Source organism: Paenibacillus sp. FW507-14B1B (genome assembly GCF_058781425.1).
In genome coordinates this window covers 1,104,729-1,117,285 of record NZ_JBYSWS010000001.1, presented here as the reverse complement: position 1 = coordinate 1,117,285, position 12,557 = coordinate 1,104,729, and the positions used below count along the sequence as shown (strand labels likewise).

Genomic DNA, 12,557 nt, shown 5'->3' with positions numbered 1-12,557 from the left:
ATGAAAACCTCAGATCAGCAGCATGTCTTATCCGTTAAGGATTTGAACCGATATATCCGTATGAAAATGGAAGGCGATACGAGACTGTCTGACGTGTGGATACGCGGTGAAATTTCTAATTTCACTCATCATTCCAGTGGACATATGTATTTTACGCTAAAGGATGAGGGAAGCCGAATTCGAGCGATTATGTTTGCTACTCATAACCAGAGGCTACCCTTTATGCCCAAAGAAGGCGCCAGAGTTATAGCCAGAGGTAACGTCTCGGTATATGAAAGGGACGGGCAATATCAATTCTATGCCGTTTCTATGCAGCCTGACGGAATTGGAAGTCTTTATCTTGCATATGAGCAGCTTAAGAAGAAACTGGAAGAAGAAGGCTTGTTTGCTATTGAACGCAAACGTCCTCTTCCACATTTTCCTCGAACAGTTGGTGTGATCACGTCCCCTACAGGAGCTGCAGTTCGCGATATTATGATTACAATCAAGAGACGCTTTCCTCAAGTGCGAGTTATTCTATATCCTGTACTGGTACAAGGTAAAGGAGCGGCACCATCCATCGTTAAAGCTATAAGGTCAATGAATGAAATGGCCGAAGCTGATGTACTCATTGTAGGTCGTGGTGGAGGTTCACTTGAGGAACTTTGGGCATTCAATGAAGAAATGGTAGCACGGGCTATCTATCAGTCTGATATACCAGTTATCTCGGCGGTTGGGCATGAAACAGACTTTACGATTGCTGATTTTGCCGCTGATGTGCGGGCAGCGACGCCTACGGCGGCGGCTGAGATTGCTGTGCCGAGTGCGATCGAGTTGAAATCGCGTATACTGCAGCGTGAGCGTCAGCTTAGACAAGGACTAGAACACAAGCTTCGCCGGAGTAGTGAACGTCTGCAATCATTACAGCGGTCCCCTGTACTGGTGTACCCTCGTCGATATATGCTACAGCACGCTGAACGCTTAGATATGTTGAAAATGCGCCTTCAGGGGGCAGTTAAAAATCAGGTTTCCAGAAATCATCAAAAGCAGATTACTTTGAAACATGGTTTAATGCGTCTTAGTCCGCATGTACAAGTTCAAATGGCATCTCGTAGGCATGAAAGTGCTCATCGTCAATTAACAGGCGCGATGCAAACGATGATGCGTGAGAAGTTACAGCATCTCCAGTCGGAAATGAGACATTTGGATGCTCTAAGCCCGCTCAAAGTTATGTCACGTGGGTATAGTCTTGTCTATGACGAACAGGAATCCAGACTTATTAAGACTCTGAGTGATGTCCAGCCAGGAGATCTGGTTAATGTGTTAGTTAGCGATGGGCGATTACAGTGTCAAGTGTGGGGAATGAAGGAGGATGACAATCGTGGCGAATGAAACGGAAATGAGTTTTGAGGAAGCATTGGCTCAGCTCGAAACGATCGTAGGCCAACTGGAAGATGGAGATGTTCCTCTTGAGAAAGCGATCGATCTTTTTCAAAAAGGAATGCATCTATCTCAAATGTGTAGTCAGAAGCTTGAGCAAGTAGAACAAAAAATCGAGATGATTGTAGAAGAGGGCGGAGAATTAAAGCGTCGTCCTTTCGGAAATATGCTCGAAGAAACGGGTGATACCAGTGAATAACACATACCCGCTTGATCAATATATGAATGAGATTAATGACCTGATCTCAACCGAATTGTCTGTAATGATGCCTGAGGAATGGGATGTTCCGTCTAATCTTAAGGAATCTATGCTCTATTCTTTAATGGCAGGTGGAAAAAGAATGCGCCCACTGTTAGTGATCGCAGCATGTGAGGCTGGTGGTGGAAAGCGAGAGGCGGCATTACCGGTAGCGTGTGCTGTTGAAATGGTACATACGTATTCTTTAGTACATGATGATCTTCCAGCCATGGATAACGATGATTATCGACGTGGTAAGCTAACCAATCATAAAGTGTACGGTGAAGCAGCTGCAATATTGGCAGGTGACGCTCTACTAACACATGCTTTTTATAAAGTTGTTCAGACAAGCCGTAAATATGGAATTCCAGCAGAACGAGTTCTTTCAATTGTGGAAGATCTAGCCGAATATGCAGGTCCACGTGGTATGGTTGGTGGACAAGTTGCTGATATGGAAGGCGAACAGGGATTGACTAGTCTTAAGCAGTTGGAATATATCCATCTACACAAGACAAGTGATTTGATTATGTTCTCTCTCATGGCTGGCGGAAGAGTAGCTGGAGTGACGGATGCGCAACTGGACGCACTTAGAACCTATGGACATCACATCGGTTTGGCGTTTCAAATTCAGGATGATATCCTTGATCTAACCGGAGATGAAGCCAAACTCGGGAAGAAGACACAGAGTGATGTTAAACAACAAAAGGTAACCTATCCTTATTTCATCGGTCTTGAGGCCTCTAAGCAGGAGGTCGAACGGCTGACAGCTGAGGCAAAGGCCGTTATTATGCAGGGTGGATTCTCGGATCCTCAGCGGCTTATCGAAATTGCAGATTTTCTAATGTCACGGGATCACTAATCCCGATATTACTTGTGGGCTGTTTTTTTATGATATAATGTCTAAGATAAATAAAAGCTATGAAGCTCAGAAGAAATGGTGGGCTGTACATGAATGACAAATCTAAACAAGGAAAGCGGGGAGATTCTTCGTGCTGCTTCCGAACATACAACAACCAGAACATTTAAAAAATCTATCAGTTGATGAATTAGCTGATCTTGCAGGAGAAATCCGGCAGTTTTTAATTGAGAAGCTGTCTGTAACTGGTGGACATCTCGCATCGAATTTGGGAGTGGTTGAACTCACGCTAGCCTTGCATTATTGTTTCGATAGTCCTCGGGACAAAATGATATACGACGTGGGTCATCAAGCTTATGTTCATAAAATATTAACAGGACGTATGGATCAATTTGATACATTACGCAAGTATAAAGGATTGTGCGGGTTTATAAAACGTAACGAGAGTGAGCATGATGTCTGGGAAGCTGGGCATAGTAGCACATCCTTGTCAGCGGCTATGGGCATGGCTTTAGCGCGTGATTTGAAAGGTGAGGATAATCGGGTTATTGCCATGATTGGTGATGGTGCATTAACCGGGGGAATGGCTTTTGAAGCACTCAACCATATCGGACATGAACAGAAGAAACTTATTGTTATTCTTAATGATAACGAAATGTCCATTGCTCCGAATGTGGGTGCAATGCACAATTACTTAAGTAAAATCCGTTCTGATCGTCACTACCTACGAGCTAAGGACGAAGTTGAAAGTCTGCTTAAGAAAATTCCAGCCATTGGTGGAAAACTGGCTAAGACAGCTGAGAAGATGAAGGATAGCTTGAAGTACATGATGGTCCCTGGCATTCTTTTTGAAGAGCTAGGATTCACTTATTTAGGACCCGTTGATGGTCATGATTTGAATAAATTGATTGACACGTTGCGTCAAGCAGATAATGTGGATGGTCCCGTACTTATTCATGCCGTGACAACGAAGGGTAAGGGCTACCGTCCAGCGGAATCGGATTCCCATAAATGGCACGGAATCTCACCGTATAAGATTGAATCGGGACAGGTACTTAAGGCAGTTGGCAATCCAATGTATACTGAGATTTTTGGCCAGACACTCATTGAACTCGGTGAGCAAGATGAACGTATTGTCGCTGTGACGCCTGCAATGCCAAGTGGATCTGGATTAATACCGTTTAGTGAAAGATTCCCTGATCGTATGATTGATGTGGGAATTGCTGAACAACATGCTGCAACCATGTGCGCAGCGCTTGCCATGGAGGGAATGAAGCCGGTATTTGCCGTCTATTCTACTTTTATGCAGCGTGCTTACGATCAGATAGTACATGATATTTGTCGTCACAATGCTAACGTCATGTTTGCGATTGACCGAGCAGGATTTGTCGGTGCTGATGGAGAAACGCATCAAGGCGTTTACGATATCGCATTTATGCGGCATATCCCCAATATTGTGTTGATGATGCCGAAAGATGAGAATGAATTGAGACATATGATGAAGACAGCGCTTGAATATAATGATGGTCCAATTGCATACCGATATCCGCGTATCAACGTCACGGGTGTTGCTATGGATCAAGAGTTATTACCTATCCCAATCGGAAAATGGGAGATGGTCCGGTCCGGAGAGGGATGTGCGATTCTTGCGATGGGTCCTATGGTTCAGGTTGCAGAAGAAGCAGCAGATATGCTTAAGCGTGAAGGAATTCAAGTTCAGATTGTAAATGCACGGTTCCTGAAGCCGCTAGATGAAGATATGCTTAATGAACTGGCTTCATCAGGTACAGCTATGATTGTGCTTGAAGAGGCATGTCAAGCAGGAAGTCTTGGAAGTGCGGTACTTGAATATTTTGCAGCTCAAGGCATGCACGAGGCTGTTGTATCCTTAATGGGCATTGAAGACCGTTTCATTGAGCATGGTAGCATCAAAGAACAACGAGCAGAGGTAGGCTTGACCACAGAAGCGGTATGTGCTGAAATTCGTGGGCTAATCTCATCCAGTTCTGCTCCGGCAGGTAAGAGAAGTTTCTCGTCCTAATGACAGATCAGGAGACCAAGATGGATTCAATACAAAAAGAACGCATTGATGTCCTGCTTGTGGAGCAGGGGTTTTATGAAAGTCGTGAGAAAGCCAAGGCGGCCATTATGGCCGGCCTTGTATACTCTGGAAGTGAGCGGATTGAGAAGGCAGGTATGAAAATACCACGATCCACCGAACTTAGAGTAAAGGGATCTGTTCACCCTTATGTTGGTCGAGGTGGATTGAAGCTTGAGAAGGCTCTCAAAACATTCGATATCGATATGACGGGACGAACGATGCTCGATATTGGGTCATCCACTGGTGGTTTTACAGATTGTGCGCTACAGCACGGGGCTGACTATGTCTATGCCATTGATGTTGGCTATAACCAGCTAGACTGGTCTCTCCGTAACGATGAGCGTGTCTGTGTAATGGAGCGAACGAACTTCCGTTATGTAACGCCTGAGGACCTGAACGGACCTCGCCCTAATTTTGCAAGTATTGATGTATCATTCATCTCCTTGCGAATTATATTGCCACCACTGCTTGCTTTACTCGATAGACCTGCGGATGTTGCTGCTCTTATTAAGCCACAATTCGAAGCAGGCCGTGAGAAAGTGGGTAAATCGGGGGTTGTAAGAGATCCTAAAGTGCATAAGGAAGTCCTTACTCAAGTACTCACTTTTGCGCATCAATTAGGTTTTGAACTAAAAGGTTTAACCTTCTCTCCCATAACTGGAGGAGAAGGAAATATCGAATTTCTGGCTCACTGGCAAGTCATGCCGGAGAGACTAGTCCAATCGGAAGAACCGGGGATGGATTCACAACAAGTTCCGGATCAGTTGGGCGAGTGGATTGACAGCACTGTACAGCAGGCAGCTCATACATTTACGGGAAACTCATCGAAATGATGGGTTTCTTTTGCTGAAAAAAAGGAGTTATTACTTGTATCTCGAATACAAAGTTCGAGGTGAATAGGGATGAATGAGCGTTATGATGGGTTTCTCATGATTCTAATCGGGGTTGTTGTCATTATACTGCTTGTATGGCGACTTAATCGCTGGCTTATATCACCAGGAATCAGTCAACTACCGGGTGTGCCCATCAATGAACGTGTTCAAGATCATCCTGCAATTGAGCTTATGGAACGTGAAGGATATGATGTAATTGGGGGGAAGGTAAAGATAAACCTGACCTTTGATTCAGACGAACTTACGTTACAAAGCCGACTTTTTATCGATTATGTTGTATCAGATGACAATGGAGATTTGTATTTGGTCAAGCTTTCACGTGACCGTTTGCCAATGGACTTTACAGGAAGTGGTATCAGAGACCGGTTAATGCCTTTTATGGTGATGTACCCGGAATGTGCCGGATTACTGTACATTGACCTGAATGAAAATGCTGTCCGGCGAGTGACCATGGAATGGTCAGACGAGGAATGGACCTTAAACGACGATTAAATCAGCTTAATAAATTCGGGAGGCTTCTTAATGAAGGGACAACGACACATAAAAATTCGGGATATTATTACCCATAGAGAAATTGAAACACAAGATGAATTAGTTGAAGCACTTAGATCAGAAGGCTTCCAAGTGACTCAGGCAACTGTTTCGAGAGACATTAAAGAATTATTACTTATCAAAGTTCCGATGGATGATGGACGTTACAAATACTCCATGCCGACGGATCAACGCTATAATCCAGTTCAAAAGTTAAAACGAGCACTTGTGGACAATTTCGTTCATATAGATCGGACTGGAAATTTGGTTGTCATGAAGTGTCTACCGGGTACAGCCAACTCTGTTGCTGTGTTACTCGATAATATGGAGTGGTCTCATATCATGGGTACAATTTGTGGAGATGATACCATTTTATTGATCTGTCGAACAGATCGTGACAGTGAGCAAGTCGTATCGCAGATTATGGGATTCATTTCATAACCCTACGGTTATTGAACAGTTAAGTCGGAGGTGCTGCATATGTTAGTGACGTTATCGATTCGAAATCTGGCGGTTGTAGAGGCAGTAGATGTGCATTTTTTTCCTGGATTTCATGTACTCACCGGTGAGACGGGTGCGGGTAAATCGATTATTATTGATGCACTTGGACTTGTTGCAGGTGGACGTGGGTCAGCGGATTTGATTCGTTACGGTTGCGAGAAGTCAGAAATTGAAGCTTTGTTTGATTTGCCAAGTGCACATCCCGTGTGGGGAACACTGGAGAGATTGGGTATTGAAGGTGCACCAGAAGAACATTTGTTAATACGAAGAGAACTGACATCTCAAGGGAAGAGCACTTCACGGATAAATGGTCAATTGGTTAATTTAAGCATGCTTCGTGAAATTGGTGAGCAGCTTATTAACATACACGGGCAACATGAACACCAGAGCTTACTTCGTTCGGACAGGCACCTCAGCCTTCTTGATACTTATGGTGACCAATTGATTGGACCGATTAAGCGAAAGTATCAGGACCATTATAGTCAATTTATCAAGGTAGAGAAGGAATTAAATGACTTGCTTGAATCCAGTCAAAAAGCATATCAGATGCTTGATATGTACCGTTTTCAATTAGAGGAGATTGCTGCAGCAGAATTGAAACCTGGGGAAGACGAAGTGCTTGCAGAAGAGAGAAACAAGCTTTCTCATAGCGAGAAAATGATGGATTCTGTGGGAAGTGCATATGAGCTTCTATATGGATCTCAGGGACTTGAATCAATTAGCCGCGCTTTAACGCGAATCGATGATGTATCTGGTTTTGATGAGAAAGGGTTGAAGCCCCTTGCAGAGCAGCTTCAATCGGCTTATTACCAGCTGGAAGATGCAGTTTTTCAATTGCGGGATTACCGAGATCAGATTGAATTCAATCCAGATCGATTGGATGAAATAGAACAGCGTCTAAATATGATATCCGGACTGCGCCGGAAATATGGGGATAATGTAGAGCAGATTTTGGAATACTACAAACGCATTGAACAGGAGACAGATCTGCTTGAGAATAAAGATGAGCATATTGAAGCGCTTAGAAATCGCAGAGATAAGCTCTTAGAAGGGTTATTAATACTTGCCAAAGATCTGAGCGCCATAAGAAAACAATGTGCCAATGATTTAGCGAGACAAGTGGAGCGGGAACTGAAGGATCTCCAGATGGAGAGAACTTCACTTGAAGTACGGCTGGATCTTCAAGATGACGCTAACGGTTATGAATACGAAGGAAGACGTGTCCGTCTCAGCAGACAGGGTCTGGATACTGCTGAATTTTTAATATCCCCCAATCCGGGAGAACCATTAAGGCCGCTTGCAAAGATCGCTTCCGGTGGTGAACTTTCGCGAATCATGCTTGCCATGAAGAGTATCTTTGCTCGTCACGACCAAATCCCAGTTCTCATATTCGATGAGGTTGATACGGGTGTCAGTGGACGAGCGGCACAATCGATTGCTGAAAAGCTGTATATCCTGGCCAAGACATGCCAAGTCTTCTCAATAACCCACTTGCCACAGGTCGCTTGTATGGCTGATCATCAGTATTTAATTGAGAAGAAGCTGTATGATGGAAGAACAATGACACAAGTTGAGTCTTTAAATGAAGATGGACGTGTAAAGGAACTAGCAAGGATGCTCGGTGGTGTCGAGATCACAGAAAAAACACTGCATCATGCCCAGGAAATGCTCAATTTGGCGGAAGCGCAAAAAGCATCCAGAACAGCATTGGGTCAATGATTGACAGTTATAAAAGCCTGAGGGCAGGGTTAACTTAAAGGTACGCAATTGGCGACCAACCTTTTCGTCAAGCGGAAGAAGAAAAAGGGAGCGTGACAGCCATTGAACCCCAACCTCAGGAAAAAACTGCTCGGTTTTATTCTTGCCTTCTTTCTTTGTTTCGTAGGAACTGCTGAACCTGTACAGTCTTTAGCCGCGTTACCTAATGAAATGAGGTTGTTTACTGGACAACAGGCGAATTTGAACTTGGCTGTGCCGGTTCAGGCACTCGCTTCTGTAGACCGTCCTGATGTGCTCCAATTGAACGGTTCCTCAGAGTCAGCGTTAAATATTTCTCTGAACCGTCCATTGCAGTTGAACCCTCAACAAAGTGGTAAGGCCGAGGTTACCCTGAAATTATTCGGTACAATTCCCCTAAAGACGGTGCATGTTAAAGTCATGCCTGAGCTCAAAGTATACCCTGGTGGCCAAACGATTGGTGTTAAAGTAAAGTCAGCGGGTATATTGGTTGTTGGTCATCATCTTGTGCATTCGAATGGAGCGAAGACTTCACCAGGAGAAGCCGCAGGTCTAAAATTGGGAGATCTGTTGACCGAGATGGATGGTACGTTACTTAGTGATGTAACTAAAGTAGCTCAAATCGTTGAAAAAGCTGGCACTAGCAAAAGACCTCTTGATATCACTTTTAAGCGAAATGGTAAGGAGTTTAGAACAAAACTAACACCGTCTTACGACGATGAAGATCGTTCTTGGCGTCTTGGTTTGTACATTAGGGATTCAGCAGCTGGTGTGGGTACTTTAACCTTTTATGCGCCGCACCAGAAGGTGTATGGAGCTTTAGGACATGTTATCACTGACATGAACACACAAACGCCAATCGAAGTAGGAAGTGGACAAATTTTACAGTCTAATGTAACTTCAATTTCACGAAGTGAACAAGGTGAGCCTGGTGAAAAGCGAGCGCATTTCCTAAAAGATAGCCGTATTCTCGGTAATGTAGAGCGTAATACACACTTTGGCATATTCGGTAAAATGCATGAGAAACCAACTCATAGTCTGTATCCAGAACCTATACCGGTTGCATTTGCTGATGAGGTTAAGACGGGGCCTGCAGAAATATTGACTGTGGTTGAGGGACAAGAAGTTGAACGTTTTAAAGTTGAAGTCATTCATGTATCACACCAGGATGCTCCCGCAACAAAAGGAATGGTAATTCGCATTACGGATCCTGAACTAATTAAGAAGACCGGTGGTATTGTGCAAGGGATGAGTGGAAGTCCAATTGTTCAGAATGGTAAGCTAATTGGGGCAGTTACTCATGTATTTGTGAACGATCCGAAATCAGGCTACGGATGCTTTATCGAATGGATGCTCCAGGATTCTGGAGTGCTTCCTTCGAGTCATAGTAAATCACACAATCTTAAGGCAGGTTAATGCCTTAAGATTTTTTTGTCGCAAAAAGCCGAAATATTAATGAATTTGAAATAAAATATTCATTATAAATCAAGATTAAAAAAAAATAAAGAAAAATAATTTTCGACAGAAGGAATTTAAATGACTGTGTCGAAAACTTTATTTACAAGAAATTTAACAAAAACAATTGATTTGATAAAGGAGGAGCACGAATTGCAAAAAAATTGAGGTTTTATTGGCAGACGACAACCGTGAGTTTACTAACCTGCTTGGAGAATATATTACGGACCAACCTGATATGGTGGTTTCCGGGATTGCCTACAATGGCGAGGAAGTTCTAAGTATGATTGAGGAAACCGGGAAGGTACCTGATGTGTTAATTCTTGACATTATTATGCCTCATTTAGACGGCTTAGGTGTTCTTGAGCGCCTGCGTGATATGAATTTATCTCCACAGCCAAAGATTATTATGCTTACAGCATTTGGTCAGGAGAACATTACTCAGCGTGCCGTGCAGTTAGGTGCTTCTTATTACATTTTGAAACCATTTGATATGGAAGTACTCGCCAGCCGTATTCGTCAGTTGGTAGGGGCACCTAACAGTATGTCCGCAAGTGCTTCATTTAGTACCATGAAATCAAATGTTGTTCCGATGGGCAAAGGCAAGAATCTGGATGCTAATATAACTTCTATTATTCATGAAATTGGAGTTCCTGCTCATATTAAAGGGTATCAGTACTTACGTGAAGCCATTACGATGGTTTATAATAACATCGAAATTTTGGGAGCGATTACGAAGACGTTGTATCCAGCAATTGCTGAAAAATTCAAAACGACTCCATCGCGTGTGGAGCGTGCAATTCGTCATGCGATCGAGGTGGCTTGGACACGTGGAAATATAGACAGTATCAGTCACTTGTTTGGGTACACAATCAATATTTCCAAGTCTAAGCCGACGAATAGTGAATTTATTGCTATGGTAGCTGACAAGCTTAGAATCGAACATAAGGTTTCTTGAAAGGGTTAGGAGTATTGAGTCTTCTTCAATATTAGGTGACCAATGCGTCACTTCTTTAGTGGATGATGAGTAGTCATCGATTCATTAAAGAAGTGACGTATTATTTTATAATATGCTCATTTTTGAATGGGCAGGGAATTACATAATCAATGAAGAAAAGAAGATATGGTGGCATTTAAGCCAGAGTATGACGTATGAATTAACCATTTCTTTCAGGGGGAAAAAGACAATGAAGAAAGTATTGGTACTTGGGGGTACCCGTTTTTTCGGAAAAAGATTGGTAGCGAACCTGATTGGCAGCGGAGCTGAGGTGACCATATTAACAAGGGGAAACAGTAAGGATGAGTTTGGTGAATCTGTGAAAAGGCTTTCAGCTGATCGTAAAGACTTTGATAGTTTGAAAAAGGCAGTCCAAAGTAGCGATTTTGATATCGTATATGATAATATTTGTTATACTCCAGAAGAAGCGGATTATACGGCTAAACTTTTGGCTGGGCGAGTAGGTCAATATGTACTAACGTCTACACTATCGGTTTATGATTTTGCAGATCATCCATTGAGGGAACAGGATTTTGATCCTTATCGGTACCCGATCATTACGAATGATCAAAGGGAGTACAGTTATAAAGAAGGGAAACGTCAGGCAGAAGCAGTACTCTTCAGTCGGCATGATCTGAATGTGGCAGCCGTACGTTTTCCAATCGTTTTAGGGATTGATGATTATACAAAGAGGCTGTTATTCCATATCGAACATGCGCTGAAAGGCGAACCAATTGGCCTACCTGCACCTGATGCGCGTATTTCCTTTATCCATGCGGAAGAAGCAGCGCAGTTTATGCAGTGGGCAGGGGAAGTTCGGTTCGAAGGTCCTGTTAATGCGTGCTCTAACGGAGAAATCTCAGTACGTGAAATCATGGATCTCATCTTACAGGAAACGGGAAGAACCTCCACATTGCAGAGCTCAGCGGGAGTGGATCATATGTCACCGTTCGGCATTCCTGGAGATTGGACAATGGATAACAGCCTAGCAGAAGCTGCAGGATTTTCGTTCTGGAGCTTGAAGGAATGGATGCCAGAACTTATTAAAGGGTATATGAAGATGATAAATTCGTAGTGTATAACAGCAGATTTATTAGAAAGGAAGATCAACATGAATGACACCATCGTAAATTTGACGAATCAGGCAAGAAAACTGCAGGAAGAAGGACAATTAAGTCTTGAAGCTGCAAAGCTCGTCGAGCAGTTGCTGGAGGAACTCGAAATCATAACCCGTCAAAATGTGAACCTACGGAAGGCGGCACTGAAATCCTCCTCGAAGCAGGCTCGAATGTCTAGTAAATTGAAGGATGCTCTGATGGAATAGCAGTTATAAGGTCTATATAGTGCCAGAGTGATGTATCTATGCGAAAACAAACACCGGAGGTTATGACCCCCGGTGTTTGTTTATGAATGGTGATACCAGTAAATTAAGTTTGCGCAGGTGTATCGGGTTTAGCCGGACGTTTCTTCTTGAATCTAGGACCTACGTAATTACGCTTCCGGTCGCGGAATAAAATCCATCCTCCCAAAAAGCTAATACCAATTCCAAATAGAAGAAGTCCACCGCCGAAATGGAGCCATTCAAATGAAGGATTTGTAACTTGATCGTCACCATGCACAGCGATATATGAGAAAAAGGCGTCTTTCATCATTAAAAAACCAATCATTGCCAAGAAGCCGGGTATAACCAAAATAATGATGGCAATGAATCGAGAGATCATAATTTTCATACAGGGTTCCTTCCTCTGTTGTAATATGAAAAATCTACTACTTATCATACCTTTTTCCACGGATGATGTCTATTTAAGAAGCTGAATCCGATTTGTAAT

At 43.1% G+C, this 12,557-nt stretch carries 13 protein-coding genes; 12 read left to right on the top strand and 1 reads right to left on the bottom strand.

All coding sequences use genetic code 11. The annotated features are described in order from the left end of the window. The 12 genes from xseA to AC3WJJ_RS05290 all read left to right on the top strand — a co-directional run bounded on the left by xseA (position 1) and on the right by AC3WJJ_RS05290 (position 12,052). On the top strand, positions 1 to 1,371 hold the full coding sequence (gene xseA, locus AC3WJJ_RS05345) for an exodeoxyribonuclease VII large subunit (RefSeq protein ID WP_492538627.1): 1,371 nt from the start codon (positions 1 to 3) through the stop codon (positions 1,369 to 1,371). Further along, entirely contained in the window at positions 1,361 to 1,618 is a 258-nt protein-coding gene (gene xseB / locus AC3WJJ_RS05340) for an exodeoxyribonuclease VII small subunit (RefSeq protein WP_492538625.1), read from the top strand. Before xseA ends, xseB begins: the two co-directional genes overlap by 11 nt. Beyond that, positions 1,611 to 2,516: a polyprenyl synthetase family protein gene (locus AC3WJJ_RS05335; protein ID WP_492538624.1), complete on the top strand. Its 906-nt coding sequence runs from the start codon at positions 1,611 to 1,613 to the stop codon at positions 2,514 to 2,516. The genes xseB and AC3WJJ_RS05335 overlap by 8 nt, the downstream gene beginning before the upstream one ends. A 130-nt stretch (positions 2,517 to 2,646) precedes the next feature. Continuing rightward, positions 2,647 to 4,554, top strand: a complete 1,908-nt coding sequence (gene dxs, locus AC3WJJ_RS05330; protein ID WP_492538623.1) for a 1-deoxy-D-xylulose-5-phosphate synthase — start codon at positions 2,647 to 2,649, stop codon at positions 4,552 to 4,554. Between the two features lie 20 nt (positions 4,555 to 4,574). Next, positions 4,575 to 5,447 (top strand): TlyA family RNA methyltransferase, encoded by an 873-nt coding sequence (locus AC3WJJ_RS05325; RefSeq protein WP_492538622.1) that lies wholly within the window; start codon positions 4,575 to 4,577, stop codon positions 5,445 to 5,447. 69 nt (positions 5,448 to 5,516) lie between these two features. Further along, entirely contained in the window at positions 5,517 to 5,999 is a 483-nt protein-coding gene (locus AC3WJJ_RS05320) for a hypothetical protein (RefSeq protein ID WP_492538621.1), read from the top strand. Positions 6,000 to 6,029: 30 nt separating this feature from the next. Then, a complete protein-coding gene (gene ahrC / locus AC3WJJ_RS05315; RefSeq protein ID WP_422660720.1) occupies positions 6,030 to 6,479 on the top strand; it encodes a transcriptional regulator AhrC/ArgR in 450 nt (149 codons plus the stop codon). Positions 6,480 to 6,518: 39 nt separating this feature from the next. Next, positions 6,519 to 8,258, top strand: coding sequence for a DNA repair protein RecN (gene recN, locus AC3WJJ_RS05310; protein WP_492538620.1), 1,740 nt, complete (start codon positions 6,519 to 6,521; stop codon positions 8,256 to 8,258). A gap of 102 nt (positions 8,259 to 8,360) precedes the next feature. Next, a complete protein-coding gene (spoIVB, locus tag AC3WJJ_RS05305; protein ID WP_492538618.1) occupies positions 8,361 to 9,692 on the top strand; it encodes a SpoIVB peptidase in 1,332 nt (443 codons plus the stop codon). A 202-nt stretch (positions 9,693 to 9,894) separates the two neighbouring features. Next, positions 9,895 to 10,689, top strand: coding sequence for a sporulation transcription factor Spo0A (spo0A, locus tag AC3WJJ_RS05300; RefSeq protein ID WP_492539593.1), 795 nt, complete (start codon positions 9,895 to 9,897; stop codon positions 10,687 to 10,689). Positions 10,690 to 10,918: 229 nt separating this feature from the next. Next, the gene (locus AC3WJJ_RS05295; RefSeq protein WP_492538616.1) at positions 10,919 to 11,803 is read left to right on the top strand and encodes an NAD-dependent epimerase/dehydratase family protein; all 885 of its coding nucleotides are present in this window, start codon (positions 10,919 to 10,921) and stop codon (positions 11,801 to 11,803) included. 36 nt (positions 11,804 to 11,839) lie between these two features. Beyond that, positions 11,840 to 12,052, top strand: coding sequence for a hypothetical protein (locus AC3WJJ_RS05290; protein WP_492538614.1), 213 nt, complete (start codon positions 11,840 to 11,842; stop codon positions 12,050 to 12,052). Between the two features lie 103 nt (positions 12,053 to 12,155). Here AC3WJJ_RS05290 and AC3WJJ_RS05285 read toward each other — a convergent pair whose 3' ends face one another. After that, positions 12,156 to 12,458, bottom strand: a complete 303-nt coding sequence (locus AC3WJJ_RS05285; protein WP_492538612.1) for a DUF2627 domain-containing protein — start codon at positions 12,456 to 12,458, stop codon at positions 12,156 to 12,158. Positions 12,459 to 12,557 lie beyond the last annotated feature (99 nt).